Origin of the sequence: Paenibacillus cookii (genome assembly GCF_018333375.1) — a bacterium.
GTDB lineage: Bacteria > Bacillota > Bacilli > Paenibacillales > Paenibacillaceae > Paenibacillus_AQ > Paenibacillus_AQ cookii.
The window spans coordinates 1-22,250 of record NZ_BORW01000006.1 but is presented as its reverse complement, the minus strand read 5'-3'; the positions used below and the strand labels follow the sequence as shown (position 1 = coordinate 22,250).

Sequence of the window (22,250 nt, the reverse complement as noted above, 5' to 3'; positions counted from 1 at the left end):
GCCGTTCATCATGTGCGACTGCTCTTTGCTCTTTGTTTGTCCTTGAATACTTACAGGGAGCCGTCCGTTCCCGCGAGCTTCAGCTGCTTCAGGGCGACTGCCGCAGCCTGCTGCTCGGCTTCTTTCTTGGAGCGGCCCGTTCCTCTTCCTACGCGCTCATTTCCCATATATACCTCGGAGACAAACTCACGTTCATGCGCCGGACCCCGTTCTTCGACGATCCGGTATTCCAAAGCGCCCATATTATGATGCTGCGTCAATTCCTGCAGCTCCGTCTTGAAATCGCTCATATGGAGATTGCCCCCGGATTCGACTTGGGGAAAAACGTAGGTCTGCAAAAACGAACGGGCCGCTTCCAGGCCCTGATCGAGATAAAGGGCGCCGACAAACGATTCGAAAACGTCCGCGAGCAAAGCCGGGCGGGTGCGCCCGCCGGTCAGCTCTTCCCCTTTTCCGAGCAGCACGTACTGCCCGAATTCCAAACTTTCCGCAAACTTCACGAGCGACGGCTCGCAGACGATGGCCGCGCGCAGCTTTGTCAGCTCACCTTCGGGACGGTTCGGAAAAAGCCGGTACAGATATTCGGATACCGTCAGCTCCAGCACGGCATCGCCCAGAAATTCAAGGCGTTCGTTATCCTGCTGCTGGCTGAAGCGGTGTTCGTTGACATAAGAAGCGTGGGTAAAGGCCTGTTTCAGCAGCAGCCGATTGTGAAATTGGATTTGAAGTTTCTGCTGTAACTGCTTCAGATCTCCACTCAACAAATCGTCCCCTTACTCATCGAATTTTTTAAGAATGATGGTGGCGTTATGGCCGCCAAAACCAAAAGAGTTGGACATGACGACGTCCAGCTTCGCGTCGCGGGCATGATTCGGAACATAATCCAGATCGCATTCCGGATCCTGATTTTCCAAATTGATCGTCGGCGCGATTTTTTGATGTTCGAGCGACAATCCGCAAATGACCGCTTCGACGCCGCCGGCCGCGCCCAGCAGATGGCCGGTCATCGATTTCGTCGAGCTGACCGCTACCTTGGCAGCATGGTCGCCAAGCGCCTTTTTGATCGCGATCGTTTCGGAACGGTCGCCGACAGGCGTCGAGGTCCCGTGGGCGTTAATGTAGTCGACCGCCTGGGGGTCAAGCCCGGCGTCGCGCAGCGCCATCGTCATGCAGCGTGCAGGCCCGTCCGGATCCGGCTCGGTAATGTGGTAAGCATCGCCGCTCAGGCCGTAGCCGACGACCTCGGCGATAATGCGCGCGCCGCGTTTTTGGGCATGCTCAAGCGATTCCAGAACCAGAATGCCGGCCCCCTCGCCCATGACGAACCCGTCGCGGCCCGTGTCAAACGGACGGCTCGCTTTTTCCGGCTCGTCATTGCGAGTGGACATCGCGCGCATCGCGCAAAATCCGGCCATCCCCGTCGGACGGATCGTCGCTTCGGCACCGCCGCAGATCATGACGTCCGCGTCGCCGCGCTGGATGAGCTTAAACGAATCGCCGATGGCATGCGAACCGGTGGCGCAAGCCGTGACCGGCGTCGTATTCGGCCCCTTCGCCCCGAGCATGATGGACAATTGGCCGGAAGCCATGTTGGCGATCATCATCGGGATGAAAAACGGGCTAACGCGTTTCGGCCCCTTTTCGAGCAAAATGTTGTGCTGGTCTTCCCAAGTTCCGAGACCGCCGATGCCGGACCCGATGGACACGCCGACGCGATTCGCATCCGCATCCTTCGCGATGTCCAGCCCGCTGTGCTGAAGCGCCGATTTTCCGGCCGCTACCGCAAACTGGACGAAGCGGTCCATTTTGCGGGCTTCCTTCTTATCCATGAAGTTTTCGGGATTAAAATCCTTGACCGAAGCCGCAATTTGCGTAGGATATTCGCTGACGTCGAAAGATTCGATCCGCGAAACCCCCGATTTGCCCGCCATCAAGTTATTCCAAAACGTGTCCAGGTCATGGCCGAGTGCCGTCACAACGCCCATCCCGGTTATAACCACTCTATGCTTCAAGTACGTTCACCTCTATATCGATTGCACGAACGATAGAAGCCCGTCCGGTGCAAATATTCATGTCCATTCGCATTTCACTTTCAAAATGAGGAGAAGTCCCGCCTGTATAGCAGTACGGGACTTATCAAATGACTTAGGTATGAGATTGTATGTAATTTACAACTTCACCTACGGTCGTAATTTTCTCTGCGTCTTCATCAGAGATTTCCAGATCGAATTCGTCTTCCAATTCCATGACGAGTTCAACAACGTCGAGAGAATCAGCACCAAGATCATCTTTAAAAGATGCTTCCAGTGTTACTTCAGCTTCGTCAGCACCCAAACGATCCACGACGATGCGCTTTACACGCTCCAATACATCGGACATCCGGTTCACCTCCTCCTTGGTATTATACGAGAAAAGTTTTCAAAATGCCAGAGGCTATGAAAACGGTTCTCTTTTTGGCCGTTTAGCCTGTTTTGCGGGCGTTACATATACATGCCGCCGTCTACATGAAGAGTTTGTCCTGTCATATAGGATGCCCCTTCGGAGGCCAGGAAAACCACGACCTTGGCAATTTCCTCCGGCCGGCCGAGACGGGCGAGCGGAATATCCCGAATCATTTTGTCTCTCAGTTCATCCGAAAGCTCGCGGGTCATATCGGTATCGATAAATCCCGGAGCCACGCAGTTCACCGTAATGCCGCGCGAAGCGAGCTCCCGCGCCGATGATTTGGTCAGGCCGATGACGCCGGCTTTCGCCGCCACGTAGTTAGCCTGCCCCGCGTTGCCGAGCACGCCGACAACCGAAGAGATGTTGATGATCCGGCCGTAGCGCTGTTTCATCATCGGACGGCTGGCGGATTTGAGGCAGTTGAACACGCCTTTGAGGTTGGTTTCGATCACTTGGTCGAATTCTTCCTCTTTCATGCGCATGATCAGGTTGTCTCTCGTAATTCCCGCATTGTTTACCAGGATGTCGATCCGGCCGAATACGTTCGTTACCTCTTTGATAAGGTTCTCGGCCTGGTCCGATTGCCCGACGTTGGCCTGAACGGCGAACGCCTCGACGCCCAGCTGCTTGATCTCATCGACGACAGCCTGCGCGGCGGCTTCGCTGCCCGAATAGTTGACGGCAACGTTCGCTCCGGCTTCGGCAAGCGCAAGCGCGATGCTGCGGCCGATCCCGCGGGATGCGCCGGTAACGAGCGCGGCTTGTCCCTGCAATGGTTTGGACATGCGAATTCTCCTTTCTTCTTAGTATACGGGCATTTCTTTCATCCCGTATTTTTAGAAGCTTGCGGATAGACTTTCAAGCGTATTGATGTTGATCAGCTTCACGGTCTTGTCCATTTTTTTGACGAGCCCCGTCAGCACGTTGCCCGGTCCGATCTCGACGAACGTGTCGACGCCTTCGGCGATCAGGTAAGCCACCGTATCTTCCCAAAGGACGGGAGAATACACCTGCTCGACGAGAAGCTCCCGGATCCGGTCCGCATTTTCGGCCGGACGGGCCGTTACGTTGGCAACGACCGGAACGGCGGGTTCGCTGAACGCGGCCTCCTCAAGCTTCGCCGCCAACTTCTGCGCCGCTTCCTTCATCAAGGAGGAATGGAACGGTCCGCTGACTTCGAGCGGGATCGCCCGTTTGCCCCCGGCTTCCTTCACGCGTTCCCCAACTGCGGCAACGCCTTCTTTTGTGCCGGAAACGACGATTTGTCCCGGGCAGTTGATGTTGGCCATTTCCACCAGATGGCCTTCCTCCGTGACGCTGCGGCACAGCTGCTCCAGAGCCGAACGGTCCGCGCCGAGCACGGCCGCCATGGCTCCTTGTCCGCCGGGAACGGCCGCCTCCATGAATTCGCCGCGGGCACGCACGATTTTCACCGCATCTTGGAAGACAAGAACTCCGGCAGCGACAAGCGCGCTGTATTCGCCCAAACTGTGGCCGGCGACGTAATCGGGCTCGATTCCTTTCTCGCGGAGCGCCGTTAACGCGGCGATGCTTGCCGTCAGCAAAGCCGGCTGCGTATTAAACGTCTTCTTCAATTCGCCGTCCGGGCCTTCGAACATGAGCTTCGAAAGCGGAAATCCCAGCGCGCGGTCCGCGCTGTCGATAATTTCGCGCGAGGCGGCATGCGCCTCGTAAAAGTCTTTGCCCATTCCGACGGACTGGGCTCCTTGTCCAGGAAATATAAATGCCGTTTTCCCCATCTTTCGGCTCCTCCCACTAACTTGTGTTGCCTTGCGGGCGCCGGCCGTGTTTTCCCTTAAAGCAACGGTCGGCGGCAGCTTCGGCCTACGTAATGAAACGGGGTCGCGGGATCATCCGGCGTCCCCTAAATTGTTATAAGGGTGATTACCATACCAGAACGGAAGCTCCCCAAGTGAGGCCGCCCCCGAAACCGACCATCAGCACGCAGTCGCCTTCCTTCATCCGGCCCTGCTCCGCCGCTTCGACGAGCGCGAGCGGAATCGACGCCGCCGACGTGTTCGCATATTTATCCACGTTAATGACGACCTTGTCCTCCGAAAGCTCCAAGCGCTCCATCGCGGATTGGATGATGCGGATGTTGGCCTGGTGAGGCACGAACAGGTCGATATCCGCTTTCGTTTTGCCCGCTTTTTTCAGCACGTCCTCGGTAGCGGTGTTCATGACGCGGACGGCAAACTTGAAGACTTCCCGGCCGTTCATGTAGATGTAATGCTTTTTGCCTTCCAACGTTTCGACCGATGCCGGCAACCGGGAACCGCCCGCTTCCAGCTTAAGCAAGGTGCCTCCGGCTCCTTCGGCGCCCAGGTCGAAGGATTGGAACCCGCGGCCCTCGGGAACTTCGCCGAGAATGACGGCGCCCGCCCCGTCGCCGAACAGGACGCATGTGTTGCGATCCGTATAGTCGGTGATCCGGGAGAGGCAGTCCGCGCCGATGACGAGGGCATTGTTGTACATGCCCGTGCCGATGAAATTGCTGGCCGTCGCCAGCCCGTACACGAACCCGGAGCAGGCTGCGGACAAATCGAAGGCTGCTGCCTTTTTCGCTCCAAGCTTATCCTGCAAAATGCACGCCGTGGACGGGAAGAACGTATCCGGCGTGATCGTCGCCACGATGATCAGATCCAGCTGATCCGCCGTCATGCCGGCAGACTCCAGCGCTTTTACCGCCGCTTCATAACAAAGATCGGACGTCGCCTGGTCTTCGGCCGCGATATGGCGCTCGCGGATCCCCGTGCGGGATACGATCCATTCGTCGTTGGTGTCCACCATTTTTTCCAGGTCGGCGTTTGTCAAAATCTTCTCGGGCACGTACATTCCCGTGCCGATGATACCTACTGGCCGCAATGTATTCATATCGTCACTCTCTTCCCGCTAATTTCGTTTGAAATGCTTTCTACCAGCTTGTTCTGAATGGCAATCCGGGCTTGGCGGACCGCATTTTTGATCGCGTTTCCGTCGGCCGAGCCGTGGCTTTTCACGATCAACCCGCTCAGGCCGAGCAGCGGAGCGCCGCCGTGTTCCTTGTAGTCCAGCTTTTCCTTCAGCCCGCGCATCTGGGGCATGAGGAGCGCGGCTCCCAGCTTGCTTTTGAGGTTGGCCGTGAACTGTTCCTTCAACAGTTTGAACATCGCTCCCGCCGTGCCTTCGACGGCCTTAAGCAAAATGTTGCCCGCAAAGCCGTCGCAAACGAGAACGTCGCAGGTGCCCATCATGATGTCGCGGGCCTCCACGTTGCCGACGAAATGGATCGGCATCTGCTCCAGCAGCGGAAACGTCTGCTTCGTCAGCTCGTTCCCCTTGCCGGGTTCGGTGCCGACGTTCAGAAGGCCGACGCGCGGCCGTTCGACGCCCATCACCTTCTGCCTGTACAGGCTCCCCATCAGCGCGTATTGCGCAAGATGCTCGGGCTTCGCATCCATATTGGCGCCCAAATCCAGCGCCAGGACGCCGGCTCCGTCCAGCGTCGGGATCATCGGCGCGAGGGCCGGCCGCTCGATGCCTTCCATCCTTCCGACGATCAGAAGCCCCGTCGTCATCAGAGCGCCGGTGTTGCCGGCTGAAATCATCGCGTCGGCTTCTTTTTCCTTTAGCATGCGTCCGGCCACGACCATGGAGGCATCCTTTTTGCGCCGAACCGCCTTGACCGGCTCATCCTCCGGACCAATCACTTCGCCCGCATGGCGGACGCCCAGATTGGAAGGGAGCTGGCCGCCGCTTTTCTGAAGCAGCGCTTGAATTTTCGATTCGTCCCCCACCAATACGATTTCCGTATCTTTCCATTCGGCAGCAGCGGCCAAAGCTCCTTCGACGTTGCATTCGGGAGCGTTGTCGCCTCCCATGGCGTCAATGGCGATCCGCATACTACATTCCTCCTTCAATATGATCTTCCCCTGTTGAGCGATAAATGACGAAATTGCCTTGGAACACCATTTCTTCGCCGACGTAGGTAAACACTTCGACCTTGGCTTTTCCCCTGTGTCCGTTCATCGATCTGACGTAAGCTTTGGCGATGCACTTCTCGCCTAAATGGACCTGCCGCAAAAAGCGAATGTCCGCCGAAGCCGTCAGCGCGATTTCGTCGTTGATCAGGGCTACCGCCAATGAGTTCGCCTGGGCGAAGACGTAATGTCCGCGGGCAATATGCGTCCGTGAAAAGACATGCTCTTCCCGGATTTCGAATATGGAGATGCCGCTCTTGTCCAGCTGCAGATCCACAACATCGCCGACAACCTCATCCAACGGAAGCGAACGCACCTGGTCGTAGGAATGCTCGGCCATCTGCTTCATGCGCTCCCTCAGTTCGGGGATGCCGAGCTCCATTCGGTCGAGGCGGATCGTTTGGATGCTGACTTTCAGCTCGCGGGTCAATTCGCGGTCCGTCACAAACGGGTTTTCTTCAATGATTTTCAATAACTGCTGATGTCGCTGTTTCTTGGGCAACCGTTCGATCAGAGGCACCTCCTAAGCATTTTGTAAAATCCGGCGTTAACTCCTGTTATAAAAACGAATTCCGTATCAAATTCGTCCGATCATTTTAGAACCTGGTACTAAAACAGTATATAGCATGGCAAGCCAAAAAGGAAGAGGAGACAAAAAAAATAGCACCTCACCATAGATGAAGTACTACTTGATTTGCCGCATTACTGCGAAATGATTTCTCTAGATTTATACGTTCCGCACACTTTGCATACGTGGTGAGCAAGCTTCAATTCTCCGCATTGTTCACATTTCACCATGCCCGGCACTGCCAGTTTAAAGTGAGTACGACGTTTGTCACGACGTGTTTTGGACGTTCTCCGTTGAGGTACTGCCATGTTCCCACCTCCTTATTTCAATCAACCGGGGGCCGCAGCCTCCGGTAATGCTTGCATACTCATTTGAAAAAATCTTTTAGCGCCGCAAGCCGCGGATCGACCGCTTCCGTATCGCAGTCGCAGGTTCCTTCATTCAAGTCCGTTCCGCACTTCGGGCACAGGCCCTTGCAATCTTCTTTGCAAACTGCGGTCATCGGAATATGAAGTACGAATGATTCCTCCACGTACGGAACAAGATCCACCGTGTCATCGTCCACGTAAATGGTATCGTCATCTTCATCCTGAATCTCTTCAGTCGACTTCATAAGCTTGAACCGCTCGTGGAATGGAATGTTCAGATGCTGATGCACGGGTTTCAAGCAGCGGGAGCATGCCATGTCCAGCTCGATCGAGAGCTTTCCTTGCACATCCACCGCATCCTGTCCGACATAAGTGGCCTCCAGCTCCGCCAAAAGCGGCCGGGGCGCTCTTATATCGCCAAGTCCTTGAACTAAACGGCTTACATCCACTTGCTGTCGGACCTGCAGCGGCTCACTGCCGGCTGCCATTTTTCTAAATTGAAAGTGCATGAACATCACTCCAAACAAACAAAAATTATTATACCGATATCTTCGAAGCTTTGTCAATAGTTTGACCTTTACTTTGCTTTTTTTGGCGTCGCGGTCAAACGCCAAATCCAGAACGGCTCCATCACGGTTATTGTTGCAGGGTTGGCAGGCTTTTATGTTATATTGGATAAAAATCTAACCACGCGGATGGAGTTGAAATCGCCTTGACTGCCGTCGGAATCATCGTCGAATACAACCCGTTGCATAACGGTCATGTCCATCATTACAACGAAGCGAAGAGGCTTTCCGGTGCGGAACATGCCGTTGCGGTGCTGAGCGGCCCCTTCCTTCAGCGCGGCGAACCGGGAATCGTCAGCAAATTCGCCCGCGCCGAGATGGCGCTGGCCATGGGGGCCGATCTCGTCATCGAGCTGCCTGCCGCCTATGCGGTGCAGCCGGCGGAATGGTTCGCTTACGGCGCCGTTTCCCTCCTTCATGCCACGGGCGTCGTGGACAGCCTCTGCTTCGGGACGGAAAGCGGCTCCCTCGACCTGCTGCTCCCCCTCGCCCGCGCGTTGTCGGAAGAAAGCCAAGAGCTCCGGGAGCGGATCGCCTGCCATCTAGGGGAGGGAATGAATTATCCTGCCGCCTACAGCAGGGCGGCCGCCGAGGCGGCGGGACTCCCGCGGGAGGAAAGCGACGTTCTCCGGATCATCCAGCAGCCGAACCATACGCTCGGGCTGCATTATCTCATCGCGCTGAACCGCCTGGACAGCCCCATCCGGCCGCTCACCATCCCGAGGATCCATGCCGGTTACCACGATCAGCAGCCCTCCCACGCGGCCGTCGCCAGCGCGACGGCCGTGCGGAAGATGATCCTCGAGCAGGGGGTAGCCGCGGTCCGGCCCTACGTGCCCGAAACCACGTTTCGCATTCTCGACCGGGAATTCCGCGAAGGCCGGGGCCCCGTCACCTGGAATTCCTTCCGCGGGGCGCTCATGCATATCCTCCTCACCAGCTCCCCGGAAAACCTGGCGGAGTATCACGAGGTCACGGAAGGGCTGGAGCACCGTCTGCGCAAGGCCGTCTTTAGCCTGAAAGAGCCGAACGTGGACGAGCTGCTGAAAGCGCTCAAAACGAAACGGTACACGCATACGAAGCTGCAGCGGATGCTCGCCCAGATCTTGCTGCGCCACACGAAGCGGGAGATGTCGCCCGGGGCGCTTGCCAAGGGACCGGGGTATTTGCGCGTGCTCGGCTTTAACGGCAAAGGGCAGCGGCTGCTGAAGCAAATGAAGAAGACGGCCGCCCTTCCGGTCATCGTCAAGCCGTCTTCGTTCGAGCACCCTCAGCTCACGCTCGATCTCCGCGCCTCTGCGGCCTACGCCAACGTTTTCCCGCATCCGGATACCCAAAGCATGTTCAGGGATTATCTGGAGGCGCCGATCCGTTATACGCCCGGGAATGAAACCGGCGCGTTGCCTTAAGATTTAACCCGGAGGTTCTCCATGTAAGCGATGGCATCCTCCAGCTTCTCCACCGGCACAAGTTTCATGCCGGTTTTTATTTTGTCCGCTTTCGCTTTGGCTTCCGCGTAATTGTCCTTCGGAACGAAAAAGATTTCCGCGTGTTTCCGGTCGGCCGCGACGATTTTATGCTGCACGCCTCCGATCGGGCCTACGTTCCCTTCCTTGTCGATCGTCCCCGTCCCTGCAACCTGGTAACCTTTGGTCAAATCGCCGTCCGTCAGCTGGTTGTAGATTTCCATCGTGAACATCAGTCCGGCGGACGGTCCCCCGACGCGGGTATTTTGGAAATTCACCTGGAGCCCCGGATCTTTGGAGACGACTTTTTGCATGGTCGCGATCGTTACGCCGAGCCCCGGGCGGGTCCGGTTCGTGTCCTTGTCCCTGAGTTCGATCAGCTTCACTTTTTCCTCCAGCGTTCTGCCGTCCCGGATCAATTTGACCGTGACCTGGTCGCCTGCCTTTTTCGTCTTCAGCAGGTTGGTCAATGCCGCATTGTCGGTCACCGGCTTCCCGTCGACTTCGGAAAGGCGGTCGCCCGGCTTGAAATGTTTCCGCGCTTCGTCCCCTTCCGGCGTCGAAAAAATAAACAAATACTGCGGAACGATGCTGTACGGGACGTTCGCTTCGTGGTACGCGGCTTCCATCGCCGAAGATTGCGAATCGCTCATCAAATACACCTGCTCGGCCGCATATTCGTCTTCGCTCCGGTCGCCCAGCCTTGCCTCCTTTTTGTCAATTTCCGCATTCGGGTTAAACGCGGAAACCACCAACATGACAAGGTTGGCATAACTCGCCGATACCGTCGTCATCATAAAAGCCCCCTTTTCGTCGGGGTCCCCTTTTTGCACGGAAAGCATCGGCTTGACCTCATCGGCGCTTCCCGGCTGATAAATGATGTACGGCGTCGGCATGTATACCGTTACGTAAACCAGCAGGGCCACCGCAAAAATATAGAGGATCAGGCGGGACGCTTCCCGCTTTTTCGTGCGCTGCATGTTATTCGCTTCTCTCATTCCATCCTGCTCCCCTGGTCTTATGGTTGTCTTACCCGCATAGATTGGGTACTAGCTATGTTTACTCAGAAGAGGTGAAAATCATGAAAAAAAAGGCCCCTCTCCGCTTCACTCCCGCTGCCGCCACGCTGGTGCTCGGCGCGGGGGCGCTTGCGCTGGTGGCTGCCATCGTCAGTTCCCCTTCTCCGGCCTTTCAGGCCTCCCTGCAGGGTCTCAAATTATGGTGGCAGATCGTTTTCCCGGCGCTGCTCCCTTTTCTCGTTTTGTCTGAAATATTGACTGCTTACGGTTTTATTCACGCTTTGGGCACATGGCTCGAGCCGCTGATGAAACGGCTGTTCAAGCTTCCCGGCGTCGGCGGGTGGGTTCTTGCCATGGGCATGACCACCGGTTTTCCGGGAGGCGCCCAGGCCGCCAAACAGCTGTACGACCAAGGGGATCTCAGCGGTCCGGATGCCGGCAAATTGGCCGCCCTTTCCCATTTTTGCAATCCGATGCTGATTCTGGTCGTCATCGCGACCGGGCTGATGCATGAACCTGCGGCAGGATATGTCGTGCTGGCCGTGCATTGGCTCGCCGGACTGCTCGCCTATCTCCTGATCGGCCACAGAGGCGCAGGTAAAGACGCCGCTTCGCAGGCTGCCGAAAAGCCGGACGAGGGCAAAAACAAACCTTCCATGCTGCGCCGCTCCCTGCACGCCGCCAAAGCGGCCCATGCCAAAGACGGCCGCGGATTCGGCAGGCTGCTGGGCGATTCGGTGACGAATGCCGTTCAAACCTTGATGATGGTCGGCGGGTATATCATTATTTTTGCGGTCGTCATCCAAATCGCCGGCCGCTTTCTCCCTCCCGGACTTCCATCCTATTGGCTGTCCGGAGCGTTCGAGGTTCATCTCGGCACGAACGATGCGAGCACGGCCGCTTTCGCCGCCGAACGGCTGCAGTGGTCCGTCATATCCGCCCTGCTTGGCTTCAGCGGCATCAGCGCCCTGCTGCAGTCGATGTCGGTGCTGAGAAAAGCCGGCATGCGCTGGTTTCCCTTTGCGCTTGTCCGCTTGCTACACGGCGCGCTTGCTTTTGCGGCTGCTTGGCTCGTTTGGCCGCTCGTCCGCTATTTCCCGAAAAACGCGGATCACGCATTCCTTGGGAGCGAAGCGATCCCGTCCGATTGGAACGCCTATTTTTCCCTATGGAAAGCCGTGCCGCAGCTGCTGCAGTGGCAAGGGGCGCTGCTCGCGGCGATGATCGCCTGCTCGCTGTTGTTCAAGCTGCTTCATCCTTCCCGCAAACATACGGGTTAACCGCGCTGCTTCCGCTTTAGCGCTTCCTCCACCTCGGGCGGAACCAGGTCCTTTACGTCCCCGTGATAGGCGGCGATTTCTTTGACGATGCTCGAGCTTAAATAGGAATATTTCGGATTCGTCATCATGAAGACCGTTTCGGCATCCGGATTCAGCTTATGGTTGGCGGACGCCATTTGAAGCTCGTATTCGAAATCCGTCACGGAGCGCACCCCGCGCACGATGGCCTGCGCATTCCGCAGGCGCACGTAATTGGCCGTCAAGTCCTGGAAGCTGTCCACCTGCACATTGGGTAGATGCGTAGTAACCCGCCGGATCAAATCCATCCGTTCTTCAATCGAAAAAAGCGGCTGCTTGCTCCGGTTGATCAGCACGGCCACCACCAGCTCGTCAAATTGCCTTGCCGCGCGCTGGATAATGTCCAGATGCCCCATCGTCACCGGATCGAAGCTTCCGGGATATACTGCGATACGTTTATTCGTCGAACCCATGATCGGCCTCCTTAGCGGCTTCGCCCTCGGGCGAGGCCGCTTTATTTCCGTCGTATTTGTAAATGGAAACTGCCGTTTCCCCGTATGTCGCATGCCGGACGCAGGCGAACGGACCGAACTCTGCCGGGTATTCGTAACCCGATTCATGCTCGAGAACGATCGTCGCCCCGCTTGCCAGCATGTTTTTTTCATGCATCGTTTCCATGAGCTTGTCCCCGTTTTTCATCCGGTACGGCGGGTCCAAAAACACGACGTCCAGCACGACCCCACGCTTTTCAAGCGCTTTAAGCGCGCGTTCCGCCTCATTGCGGTAGACCTCGGCCTGCCCCTCCAGCTTCGTCGCCTTCAGGTTGGCGCGGACCGTTTCGATGCTTTTCGGGTCCATGTCGATAAAAATCGCCTTTTCCATGCCCCTGCTCAGCGCTTCGATGGCCAGCCCCCCCGTTCCCGCAAACAAATCGAGGGCGACTCCCCCGTCAAAAAAAGGACCGATCATGCTGAAAATCGCTTCCTTCACCTTATCCGTCGTCGGACGCGTGCCCATGCCCGGAACCGCCTTCAGCGGTCTTCCTTTGGCGCTTCCCGATACTACTCTCATGTTGCTTCACCCATTTTCGTCAATCAGAATATTTGTCTAATGCTGCTCATTTCTGACGATATCGTACCATAATCACCCCAAATTTGAAAAACGAAGACCTCGGACAATTTTTTTTGGCAAGGGATGTATAAACCGGGGATTACGGGGAATGCTTTAACTATCGACATCAATGAATGTCGTAGACAACCGCGGAAAGCTTACGTTTCCCCATAAGCTCTTCGTCCGGTTTCTCCTCTCCCATGAAAGGGCGTCCCGAAAGGGGCGCCCGATTTTATTTCTAAAGAACCTTTTCCATTGTTGTTGTTCCTTCCGCAATGATCATTTTCATTTTTCCGGTCTTGATCCATTTTCCGCTTATTCCCCTTCACCGCCGTTCATTCCGAGAGAAAAAAAATGACGGCCATAGGCGGCTCGTCATTGTCAATGTAAGTAAATTCATTGAATATTAAAATATCCTAGACCTAAAAAGGGGGCGTTAGCGCCAATACCCGTTCGGAGACCTGGCCCCTTCATCATCAGCCGTACTTCGGATACGCCGTGATGCAAAGATCTTCTCCGATTTGCCGGACGGAGTGAATCCGCACGTTCAATGCTTCATCCATCGTTTCCAAATCCGGACCGCCGTATGGCGTGAGGGAACCGCGTCCTCCCAAAACTTTGGGTGCGATATAAATCAACCATTTGTCAATGAGGCTGGCGCGAAGGAACGAGGCGTTGACTTCGCTGCCGCCCTCGACAAGCAGGTCGGTAATTCCCTTTTCGTATAACATTTCCGATAATCGCCGGAGGTCCAGCCCGAGCCGGGTCGAAGGAACGAATAGAATCTCCAGCCCTTTTTGCTTCAGCCTGTTGACTTTCTCCGGATCCGCATCCTCCTTCGTGGCAATCCATGTCTTAGCCGCGGTGCAGTCGGTTATATGGGCATCCTCGGGCAACCGCAAATTGGAATCCAGGATGACCCGTACAGGGTTTTTCCCCTTTTCCGGCAGTCTGGTAGTCAGGCGGGGATTATCAGCCAGCACCGTGTTGATGCCGACCAAGATGGCATCGACTTCGTTTCGCAACCGATGCACCTCCTGGCGCGCTTCTTCGCCCGTAACCCACTTCGAATGGCCCGAAGATGCAGCTAACTTCCCGTCCAGCGTCATGGCGACCTTGGAAATAATGAACGGCCGCCGTTTGGTCATATTATGGACGAATCGTTCGTTGAGTCTTTTGGCTTCCTCTTCCAACACGCCCACTTCGACTTCAATCCCTTTATCTCGGAGCAGTTGAATCCCCCGTCCGGCGACCATCGGATTCGGATCCTGCATAGCCACCACAACGCGGGTTACTCCGGAGCTGGCGACCAGCTCTGCGCAGGGAGGGGTTTTTCCGTAATGGGAGCAGGGCTCAAGGGTCACGTAAAGCGTTGCACCGTTCGTGTGTCCTTCCGCCATACGGAACGCGTGTACCTCCGCATGGGGTTCTCCGGCTTTTCGGTGAAAGCCGACGCCGACAACTTGTCCATCCTTCACAAGGATCGCGCCGACGACGGGATTGGGGTTCGTTTTTCCGCTTGCCGTGGCCGCCAGGTCCAGCGCCAGCTTCATATAATGTTGATCCGGGTTCATGCGGGGCCTCCTTAGCCGAGCTGAACGGTTTCGTTCAGGGGATTGTAAATATGGCCCGATTTTTCGATTTTCGTTGCCAGATACCGGGTATTATGTTGGGATACATCGCCCCAAATCGATACGTGATGATCGGATGCAAGCCCTTTTTCCCGCAATGATTGCAATTTGCGCGGATTGTTCGTAATGAGGCTTACCGGTTTCTGCCGCAATGCCTGGAGAACCTGTATCGCCTCGTCATAAGACCGCAGATCATCCGGAAAGCCCAAAGCGTGGTTGGCTTCTACCGTATCGTATCCCTCTTCCTGCAGCAGATAAGCCAACGATTTGGAGAAAAGCCCGATTCCGCGTCCTTCGTGATTGGCCAAATAAAAGAGCGCTCCGCTGCCGTTGTCGACGATCATGTTCATGGATCGGCGCAGCTGGTACCCGCAATCGCATCGTTTGCTTCCAAAGATGTCCCCGGTGTGGCAAATGCTGTGCATCCGAATTAACGTGTGCTCCGCGTTGGCAAAATCACCGTAAACAAGCACGGATGATTGCTGGTATGAGGCAAGATCGGCAAACGGCAGGGTATGGAGAACATCTTCCGCCTGAAATGAAGCGCTTTCCGTTTTTAACCAAGTATACCAGTTGAATGTAACCTCCCGTTCCTCCAGTTGTACCGGGAGCCGAACAGGACCGACAAGCGCGAGATCGGAACCTTCAGGCAGTTTAACAAGCGTTATTTTGTCCTTCAATAATCGACTAACCTGGTTTGGAATCACCATCATCCATCTCCTTTGTATTATCGTTCGTTTTGAGGCTTGCTGACTGACACCGGCTACGACAACACCTTAACGAGAACTGCTTCCCCCCTTATGTAGAACTGATTAGGAACACCGTACTTTAATAGAAAACACAAAAAGCCCCCGTCTATGCGCGTAAAGAAATAGACGGAGGCCTCCGTCGTATTCGGTAACTGGCTGGCATAGCGGATGGGATCCGCCTTAGCCCCTGTAGCTTTGCGTCGCCACTTTTCAGTGGGTTTGCCATTATCGTACGATGTCGTATCATATAAAACTTCCGCGATTCTTGTAGGAAAAGCGGAAGGAAAAACCTATGATTTTGAGAAAAAAGGAAAATATTCGTTTTTTATGTAACTACACTATGAATATAAATGACAAATTTAATAAATGCAACGAAAAGATTGAAGCTGCCCCCGGGTAATTCATGCTCCGGATACGCATCGGCCGCCCGTTTGCGGACCATCCGCCGCTCGGCTAAAATACACGTAGGTTTGGTTTCCTCATGCGAGAAAAAGAAAGGATACAATTGGCGGATTCCGGCGTCGGCAATTTTTTTATCCGCCGCGAGAATTTGGCCCGATTGGATTTTTCTAAGTCTTGGGTGACCGCCCTCAATATCCGAACATGAAGCAATAAGGACAAGCAAACGAAAAAGGCAGCTGATCTACATGATGATTCATATGACATACCGCTCCGGCGAATATAAGGTAAAGGGTTATCTCTCCCTTCCGTATGGATACGAAATCGAACCGGAAACGCTGGAAGCGCATATCCGGAAAATATACGGCGGGAAGCGGCTTCCCATGACCGTCATCGCGAACAATGCCAAGCGGGAGCGGCTGGATATCCATGAACGGAAATGGCCCGTTCTTGTTTATTGCCGCGGCGGCATCGGCAGGGTCGGGCAGGTCAAAACCGAATGGCTCGAGCGTTTTTCGCAAAGCGGTTTTATCGTTTTTGCCCCGGTTTACCGGGGGACGCAAGGCGGCGAGGGACGGGACGAATTCGGCGGCGCCGACCTGGAGGACGTTCCCGCGGCGTGCCGGCTCCTTGCCGGGCTTCCGTTCGTCGATCCGAAACGGATAGCGGCCATGGGTTTTTCCCGGGGCTCCGTAAACGCCGCGTCCGCGGCTGCGGACACGGATTTCATCTCGCAGCTCGTCCTCTGGGGCGGCGTCTCGGATCTCGCCCAAACGTACGAGGAGCGGGTGGATTTGCGGAGGATGTTAAAACGGGTCGTCGGCAATCCGCGCAAAATCCCCTCGGCTTACGAAGCACGCTCCCCTCTCCACATGGCAGAACGCATCCGCTGTCCGGTCCTCATCGTTCACGGAAGCGAAGATCAACAGGTGGACCCGGGGCACGGCATCCGGATGTACGAACGGCTTCAGGCCTTGGGAAAAGACGCCGAGCTGCATTGGTACGAAGGATACGGCCATCACATGCCTTACGAAATGCACATGCACGCGATCAACCGGATGTTCGACTGGATCCGGAAGCACCAAACCCGGCCATGAACCGTGCCGGGCCGTCGGCGCAAACTTCGACGCGGCCCGGCAGGGTCCATGCTTGAACGAAGAAAGCGGACTCGAAGCAGATTAAAGAATTGTAACGTCTTTTTGTCATCATTGTCATAAATGGGGATTCTATTCCATTCTCGGCAAGGTTCTGATAGACTTCATTTGTATCATGCTTTAGAGAAAGGGGGATGAAGTTGAAGCCCAGATCGCCTTTTAAGGTTGTATGCATGATGATGGCGGCGTGTTTCCTGCTGGCTTCCTGTTCAAGGAACTCCGAGCCGGCCAAGGTTGGCGTCGCACAAAAAAAGGATGTCTGGTCCCAAGCTGAAGTCACCCGCGAGAACATCAAGCTTGTCCTTGAAAAGCCCTTAGACGAAGGCGCCATCCCGGCGGCGCAAATCAAAGACATCCAGCTCCAGGGAGCCAACAACAAGACGGTCACGGTCGACCTCAAACATGAATCGCCGGATCCGGACCGATTGATGAGCGATGCGGCGGCTACGCTGATTTCATACAGCGGCATCTTGCTCGAGAACAAAGGCATCGGAACGGTTGAGGTCTGCTTGTACGGAAATCCGGAGCCCGCAAACGGCAAAAACGTGACCAAAGAAACGGTTTGCCTCGCGATCAACCGCGAGGATTTGCAAAAAGGGCAGGACGCCTTTACAATCCCGGTGGACGATTACGCCCTGGTTTTCAGGCACGCAAGCTGGTACAAAATTCACCCTCAACTATATAAGTCGCTTCTTCACAAAGACCGGTTAAAAACGAGAGCTTACCTGAAATAAGGTTCGAAACGGAAAACGGATATGCCCCAGGGCATATCCGTTTTTTCGCTGCGGACAAACGGCCTGCCGATCACAAAAAAAAGCGGCCCCGGCGATCCGCATCGTCAGGGCCCAATCCGAACTATATATATCAAAGGGGGGTTATATATATAAATATACAGAATGGCGCGTCCTGAAACATGAAAACAACCTTATGCGATCATTAAATTGAAATAAAATCAGCTAAAACGCTAGTCCCTCCGGCAGACAGACCCCGCCAACCTCCGCTTGCGCCCATTTTTCCCGGGCGATGATCACGGGTTTCAGAATATGCATAGGCTGTAATAAATCGCAAACTTACAGGAGGAATGCATATGTCTTACACCCCTTACGCTCCATCCTCTTCCTATTATCCATATCCTTACCCGTATCCGTACCCCTATTACCCCTACCCTTATCCTTACTCGTTCCCATGGTGGCTTTACTATGGCGGCCATCACGGTTATCCAGGGTATCATGGTTCTCCCGGACATCATGGCTCCCCAGGACATCACGGCTCTCCCGGATACGGCGGTCACGGGGGATACGGCGGCGGCCATCGCGGCGGGACGTCGAAAGGCGGAGGGCGGCGCGCCAAATCATAACGCCAAAGGAAGGAAGGCGGCCTGGAGCCGCCTCCCTTGATCCGCGAATCCCTTCTCCTCCGGCGGGAGCGGATCCGGCCGAATCGCGGTTTATCGAGCGGGTACGCCAAAATTTTTCGCGCGGCCATGACTTTCGTTACATCTTTTGTAATGATCGCTTTTTTGCTGCATATGATTTTTACGTACCCTCGTGTTGGCATCGATTATAAACGGAGGTGTGTTGGATGAAGCTAAGAAGCGTCGATAATACCATTGTGGCCCTCATCGGGATCTGGTTTATCATTGCGCCGTGGATTGCGGGTTATTCCGATGACAAAGGAGCGTTATGGACGAGTGTCATTGTCGGGGCCGTTCAATTGATCGCTTCCTTGTGGGCTTTTTCCGGGTCCGGATGGGGCTCCTGGCAAAACTGGATATCCCTGCTTGCCGGCGTTTGGTTTATTGTTTTTCCGTTTGTTTACACCGTCGAGTCCAATGTCATGTGGAGCAGCATCATTTTGGGAGCGGTAACCGTTCTTCTCAATTTGATCACCCTGTCTGCCAAGGATTGACGGCAGGTCAAGCGTTGCAGGCTTAAAGTTACGTCGTTAGGCCAACAGGGGCGTCCTTCACCTGTGTTCCGCGCAAGGTTTCACCGTGACGAAAGCGCAGGTCCCGTACGAAAACGGGGCCTGCGCTTTTTTTCCATGCCGGCCGCTTATGTAAAATCGCCTGAAAGCAGGCTCCCATCAAGCCGCATTCAGGCGATCTTTCCGGCATTAGCGATCCGCTGAAGAAATCAAGCCGATTACAGCCAGCAAGAGCGCAAAATAATAACCAGCAAAATAAAGAGAACCAAAATGGCACCTGTAGAAGCGAAAGGATTGTAACAACCTACTCCGCCAACAACTCCGCTCATTCCATTCCCTCCTTCCATCTAACATACTCTAAAGTATGTGGCCTGCCTGGCTTTTGGCATAGACTCCTCCCCATTTCGGGCTGCGCGGGAGCCTAATTTCGAGGGCAAATGCCTGTCTTATCTTATCCCTCCTGTTTACTTATTCCCGGACGCGGCATATTTGGCCAAAATCGCGCCCAGCGTGCCGATATCGAGCGGATCTTCCGCTTGCCATTCCGGGCTGATCCCTGCATGCTTGATTAGCCACTGCCGGCCTGCTTCCTTCCATTCCGGCGCGTCCGGCTCTTTTCCCTGATCGTTCCGGTTGTACGCGGCCATCAGATCCGCCTCGCTTCCTTTATATTCGTTCAAGTCTACATCTCCGTTGATCCCCGGCACGCGGCCTTTGTTCGTATATTGGATAAACTCCCACGAAGTCCAACCGCCTTTATCCGCAGGGACCCCGCTGTTGTAGTAAGCGTACCATAGCGGAACGTTTCCCAGCGTGCCGTCCAGGGAGGTGTCGATGAAATCGGGGTACGTGTAGATCATAAGCGTTCTGCCGGTGCGCAGCTTGAATCGGGTTACCCATTCGCGCACGATGGCCGTGATGTTCGCCCGGGTCCCGCCTTCTTTCGTTTCGACGTCAAGGGCCAGCGGCAGCTTGAACGAGCTTAAGCCCCCGGCGCTTTCGACGGTCTGAACGAAATGTTCCAGCTCCGCGTTGACGTCGGCCTCATTGCGGGCCCGGGTAAAGTGATAGGCGCCCGTCAACAGGCCGGCCGACCGAGCGCCTTGCGAGTTGACCCTGAACCGGTCGTCCACCAGCTTCGGCCCTTCCGTCGCTTTCAAAAATGCGAAAGAATACCCTGCGCTTCTAACCCGTTTCCAATCGATGACGCCCTGCCAATGCGATACGTCGATCCCTTTGGCATGATTGCCGTTTCGGCTTTGCACAGCAACACCTCCGCGTTGGTCTGCAGACCGCCCGGTCTGCGCGTATATATAATTATGTGTGCTCCCATTCCCCCGTTTGGACGTTTCCTCGCCGAATCCGGAAATTGGATCCGTGCCCTTTGCGCGAATCCCGGGCGAAAAGCAGGGCTTGAAGCATAGAAAAAGAAGCCCTTAAATAAAGGCTCCTTTCCCCAAGAAGTAAACGCATTCGTTTTAATAACGGAACGTTCCTCTGGAACGTCCCCGTTGGTCTATTAATCCGGAATCCCCTTGCTCTCGGTACTTCCTCATCCATACCTTCAAACGCCCGATATCGGCAATTCCCAACGCTTCGGCGACCTCTTTTTTCGTCATTCCTTGAAGACGCATGTCCACAGCTTTCTTCTTGGTATCCAAACTGTAAGAACAGAAAGTCTGTCCCTTTTTGGCCATCCGTATCACCTCAACTACTTTATCGGCGGATGGCCTGTTTTTTTTCATTATTATCACACAAATAGTTCTAAAGACCCTTGTTTATATTGGAAATCAAATACATTTTCCTTGTTTTTGTCTATTGAATCGTTCTCTGGAATTATGACTTCGGATTCATGGCAGCAGATACCCTTGCTTGACCGCATCATCGATCAGTCCGGCGACGAAAGCATGCAGCTCCGGCATTTCCCGTTCAAGAAAACGGATCCGTTCAAGCACGCGTCCGGACGTCACCCGGTGCTCGCGCCAGGCCTTGCCTTCCGTATAATAATTGTGCAGCAGCGGCTGTATGCGGTCCATCGCTGCGGCATAACGGGCTTCAGCCGTTTCCCTTTGTTCAAATTCAAGCCAAAGCTCCATCATTTCGGCCGATTGGTCGGACGGCAGCAACCCGAAAATCCGAACTGCAGCCTGCCGCTCCCGTTCGAATTGATTCTCATGCCCTTGCACATCATATGCAAACGTGTCACCTGCATCGATTTCCACGATGTCGTGGATGAGCAGCATTTTCATGACCCGCAGCACGTCGAGCTTTTCGGGCCCTCGATGCTCTTCAAGCAGCCAGGCCATAAGCGCGATATGCCAGCTATGTTCCGCATCGTTTTCATGCCGTGCCGCATCCATCAAATAGGTTTGGCGAAAAATCGTCTTCAGTTTGTCGACCTCGCGTATAAACGCGATTTGCCGGCTTAATCGGTCGTTCAATCGAACCGCCCCCCCCGTTGTTACTCTATTGAATGATCCACCGTTTAGTATATATCGCAGCGGGTTCCGAAAACAGGCTAATCCGATTTTCTGCACGGGAAAAATGCGTCCCGTTCGGGCCATAACCATCATTTGGGAGCATTTCGCATTCGCCGTCCCCGGATAATTTCATCGCAAAATGTAGAATAATCTGGAAAAAGAGGCTATTATTTTATACGGAGCCGTTATACGACCGAATTCGAATCAGAGAATTGGCGGAGCCATTGACGAACACAAACCGCGCGGAACATCACTTCCGGGCGTTACAGTCGGTCGACATCGAACTCATGGAGGTTATATATGGGCAAAATTTTAGGTTTTGTGCTGTTATGGAGATTGCTGGGAAACCCTTTCCTGGCCATCCTTGTCCTGCTGGTCATCGTTTATTTGCTGGACCGGCGTTTTGTCGGCATCCTTCCGAGCGTGACCAAACCTTTCAAACGGATGGGGCAAATCTCCAAACTCCGCACCCAAATCGGCATGAACCCAAGCGACGTCTCTTCGAAACATGAGCTGGCCAGGCTGTTGATCGAACGAAAAAAAGACGGCGAAGCGTTGAAACTGCTGGAATCGATCCAGTCGCAATCGGAAGATTCGGCCGAATTTTGGGATGACCTCGGGACCGTTTATTTGCGGCAGGGCAAAATCGCGGAGGGGGAAACCTCCATTCTGAGAGCGCTGGAGCTGAATCCGCGCGTCAAATACGGGCAGCCTTACCTTCGTTTGGCCGACGTCTACAAAAACAGCGACCGGGATAAAGCGATGGATTACGTACGCCGGTTTCAGGAAATCCATTCTTCATCCTGCGAAGGTTATTACCTGCTCGGCATGATGTACAAGTCGCTTGACCGCAAGGAAGAGGCGAAGGAAGCTTTTCAGGAAGCAATCGACATTTACCGCTCCCTTCCGAAATACAAGAAACGCCAGGAACGAAAATGGGCCGTGCTTAGCATGATAAAAAAATAATCATAACCACCCGTCCAACGGGTGGTTTGCACTTGGGGTATAACCCCCTGTTGCCAAACTGCGCCTAAAGACGCTAGCCTGACAATAAATTGTTCAGGCTCAGTGTAATTTGTCTCTTTCACTTA

General features: G+C 54.8%; 27 protein-coding genes and 1 riboswitch. Of the genes, 8 read left to right on the top strand and 19 right to left on the bottom strand.

The features are described 5' to 3' along the window. Positions 1–50: 50 nt before the first annotated feature. The 10 genes from rnc to KI367_RS07940 all read right to left on the bottom strand — a co-directional run bounded on the left by rnc (position 51) and on the right by KI367_RS07940 (position 7,870). Positions 51–761 (bottom strand): ribonuclease III, encoded by a 711-nt coding sequence (gene rnc / locus KI367_RS07985; protein ID WP_036714478.1) that lies wholly within the window; start codon positions 759–761, stop codon positions 51–53. A 12-nt stretch (positions 762–773) separates the two neighbouring features. Beyond that, positions 774–2,012, bottom strand: coding sequence for a beta-ketoacyl-ACP synthase II (gene fabF, locus KI367_RS07980; protein WP_212948894.1), 1,239 nt, complete (start codon positions 2,010–2,012; stop codon positions 774–776). Positions 2,013–2,145: 133 nt separating this feature from the next. Then, the gene (acpP, locus tag KI367_RS07975) at positions 2,146–2,379 is read right to left on the bottom strand and encodes an acyl carrier protein (protein WP_019638123.1); all 234 of its coding nucleotides are present in this window, start codon (positions 2,377–2,379) and stop codon (positions 2,146–2,148) included. Between the two features lie 101 nt (positions 2,380–2,480). Then, the gene (gene fabG, locus KI367_RS07970; protein WP_212948892.1) at positions 2,481–3,230 is read right to left on the bottom strand and encodes a 3-oxoacyl-[acyl-carrier-protein] reductase; all 750 of its coding nucleotides are present in this window, start codon (positions 3,228–3,230) and stop codon (positions 2,481–2,483) included. A 51-nt stretch (positions 3,231–3,281) separates the two neighbouring features. Then, the gene (gene fabD / locus KI367_RS07965; RefSeq protein ID WP_212948890.1) at positions 3,282–4,205 is read right to left on the bottom strand and encodes an ACP S-malonyltransferase; all 924 of its coding nucleotides are present in this window, start codon (positions 4,203–4,205) and stop codon (positions 3,282–3,284) included. 145 nt (positions 4,206–4,350) lie between these two features. After that, a complete protein-coding gene (locus KI367_RS07960; protein ID WP_036714469.1) occupies positions 4,351–5,340 on the bottom strand; it encodes a beta-ketoacyl-ACP synthase III in 990 nt (329 codons plus the stop codon). Beyond that, positions 5,337–6,347, bottom strand: coding sequence for a phosphate acyltransferase PlsX (gene plsX / locus KI367_RS07955; protein ID WP_036714467.1), 1,011 nt, complete (start codon positions 6,345–6,347; stop codon positions 5,337–5,339). The genes KI367_RS07960 and plsX overlap by 4 nt, the downstream gene beginning before the upstream one ends. 1 nt (position 6,348) lies before the next feature. Beyond that, positions 6,349–6,927, bottom strand: coding sequence for a transcription factor FapR (gene fapR, locus KI367_RS07950; RefSeq protein ID WP_036714465.1), 579 nt, complete (start codon positions 6,925–6,927; stop codon positions 6,349–6,351). Between the two features lie 200 nt (positions 6,928–7,127). Continuing rightward, complete coding sequence (gene rpmF / locus KI367_RS07945; RefSeq protein ID WP_036645943.1) at positions 7,128–7,301, bottom strand: 50S ribosomal protein L32; 174 nt, start codon at positions 7,299–7,301, stop codon at positions 7,128–7,130. 59 nt (positions 7,302–7,360) lie between these two features. Beyond that, a complete protein-coding gene (locus KI367_RS07940) occupies positions 7,361–7,870 on the bottom strand; it encodes a YceD family protein (RefSeq protein ID WP_036714501.1) in 510 nt (169 codons plus the stop codon). Positions 7,871–8,073: 203 nt separating this feature from the next. Between KI367_RS07940 and KI367_RS07935 the strand changes: the two genes are divergently transcribed. Next, positions 8,074–9,336 (top strand): nucleotidyltransferase, encoded by a 1,263-nt coding sequence (locus KI367_RS07935; protein WP_212948888.1) that lies wholly within the window; start codon positions 8,074–8,076, stop codon positions 9,334–9,336. Here the strand turns inward: KI367_RS07935 and KI367_RS07930 are convergent. Next, positions 9,333–10,373 carry a SepM family pheromone-processing serine protease gene (locus KI367_RS07930; protein WP_036714499.1) on the bottom strand — a complete coding sequence of 347 codons (1,041 nt, stop codon included), beginning with the start codon at positions 10,371–10,373 and terminating at the stop codon, positions 9,333–9,335. The genes KI367_RS07935 and KI367_RS07930 overlap by 4 nt on opposite strands. Positions 10,374–10,474: 101 nt before the next feature. On the opposite strand from KI367_RS07930, the gene KI367_RS07925 reads away from it, so the two are divergent. After that, a complete protein-coding gene (locus KI367_RS07925; protein WP_212948887.1) occupies positions 10,475–11,692 on the top strand; it encodes a nucleoside recognition domain-containing protein in 1,218 nt (405 codons plus the stop codon). On the opposite strand, the gene coaD is transcribed toward KI367_RS07925, so the two are convergent. The 4 genes from coaD to KI367_RS07905 form a co-directional block, all read right to left on the bottom strand. Next, positions 11,689–12,183 carry a pantetheine-phosphate adenylyltransferase gene (gene coaD, locus KI367_RS07920; protein WP_036714462.1) on the bottom strand — a complete coding sequence of 165 codons (495 nt, stop codon included), beginning with the start codon at positions 12,181–12,183 and terminating at the stop codon, positions 11,689–11,691. The genes KI367_RS07925 and coaD overlap by 4 nt on opposite strands. After that, positions 12,167–12,781, bottom strand: coding sequence for a 16S rRNA (guanine(966)-N(2))-methyltransferase RsmD (rsmD, locus tag KI367_RS07915; RefSeq protein ID WP_036714459.1), 615 nt, complete (start codon positions 12,779–12,781; stop codon positions 12,167–12,169). The genes coaD and rsmD overlap by 17 nt, the downstream gene beginning before the upstream one ends. Before the next feature lie 515 nt (positions 12,782–13,296). Further along, the gene (gene ribD, locus KI367_RS07910; RefSeq protein WP_212948884.1) at positions 13,297–14,394 is read right to left on the bottom strand and encodes a bifunctional diaminohydroxyphosphoribosylaminopyrimidine deaminase/5-amino-6-(5-phosphoribosylamino)uracil reductase RibD; all 1,098 of its coding nucleotides are present in this window, start codon (positions 14,392–14,394) and stop codon (positions 13,297–13,299) included. Positions 14,395–14,405: 11 nt separating this feature from the next. After that, a complete protein-coding gene (locus tag KI367_RS07905) occupies positions 14,406–15,161 on the bottom strand; it encodes a GTP cyclohydrolase II (RefSeq protein WP_036711782.1) in 756 nt (251 codons plus the stop codon). Positions 15,162–15,344: 183 nt separating this feature from the next. Further along, positions 15,345–15,434: riboswitch (cyclic di-GMP riboswitch) on the bottom strand. Between the two features lie 247 nt (positions 15,435–15,681). On the opposite strand from KI367_RS07905, the gene KI367_RS27560 reads away from it, so the two are divergent. The 5 genes from KI367_RS27560 (at position 15,682) to KI367_RS07880 (ending at position 18,661) form a co-directional block, all read left to right on the top strand. After that, on the top strand, positions 15,682–15,807 hold the full coding sequence (locus tag KI367_RS27560; RefSeq protein ID WP_212948883.1) for a DUF1963 domain-containing protein: 126 nt from the start codon (positions 15,682–15,684) through the stop codon (positions 15,805–15,807). A gap of 40 nt (positions 15,808–15,847) precedes the next feature. Beyond that, the gene (locus KI367_RS07895; RefSeq protein ID WP_212948880.1) at positions 15,848–16,696 is read left to right on the top strand and encodes an alpha/beta hydrolase family protein; all 849 of its coding nucleotides are present in this window, start codon (positions 15,848–15,850) and stop codon (positions 16,694–16,696) included. Positions 16,697–16,893: 197 nt separating this feature from the next. Further along, positions 16,894–17,487 (top strand): hypothetical protein, encoded by a 594-nt coding sequence (locus tag KI367_RS07890; RefSeq protein ID WP_212948878.1) that lies wholly within the window; start codon positions 16,894–16,896, stop codon positions 17,485–17,487. 465 nt (positions 17,488–17,952) lie between these two features. Beyond that, positions 17,953–18,150, top strand: coding sequence for a hypothetical protein (locus KI367_RS07885; RefSeq protein ID WP_036711778.1), 198 nt, complete (start codon positions 17,953–17,955; stop codon positions 18,148–18,150). 184 nt (positions 18,151–18,334) lie between these two features. Next, a complete protein-coding gene (locus tag KI367_RS07880; protein ID WP_036711775.1) occupies positions 18,335–18,661 on the top strand; it encodes an SPW repeat protein in 327 nt (108 codons plus the stop codon). A gap of 236 nt (positions 18,662–18,897) precedes the next feature. Here the strand turns inward: KI367_RS07880 and KI367_RS07875 are convergent, their stop codons facing one another. The 4 genes from KI367_RS07875 to KI367_RS07860 form a co-directional block, all read right to left on the bottom strand. Further along, positions 18,898–19,008 (bottom strand): sporulation protein YjcZ, encoded by a 111-nt coding sequence (locus KI367_RS07875; protein WP_197069988.1) that lies wholly within the window; start codon positions 19,006–19,008, stop codon positions 18,898–18,900. A 135-nt stretch (positions 19,009–19,143) separates the two neighbouring features. Next, a complete protein-coding gene (locus KI367_RS07870; protein ID WP_212948876.1) occupies positions 19,144–19,944 on the bottom strand; it encodes a glycoside hydrolase family 25 protein in 801 nt (266 codons plus the stop codon). Positions 19,945–20,157: 213 nt separating this feature from the next. Then, on the bottom strand, positions 20,158–20,376 hold the full coding sequence (locus KI367_RS07865) for a helix-turn-helix domain-containing protein (protein ID WP_212948874.1): 219 nt from the start codon (positions 20,374–20,376) through the stop codon (positions 20,158–20,160). 153 nt (positions 20,377–20,529) lie between these two features. After that, complete coding sequence (locus tag KI367_RS07860) at positions 20,530–21,120, bottom strand: HD domain-containing protein (protein ID WP_036711772.1); 591 nt, start codon at positions 21,118–21,120, stop codon at positions 20,530–20,532. Between the two features lie 339 nt (positions 21,121–21,459). On the opposite strand from KI367_RS07860, the gene KI367_RS07855 reads away from it, so the two are divergent. Further along, positions 21,460–22,125 carry a tetratricopeptide repeat protein gene (locus tag KI367_RS07855; RefSeq protein WP_036711769.1) on the top strand — a complete coding sequence of 222 codons (666 nt, stop codon included), beginning with the start codon at positions 21,460–21,462 and terminating at the stop codon, positions 22,123–22,125. Positions 22,126–22,250 lie beyond the last annotated feature (125 nt).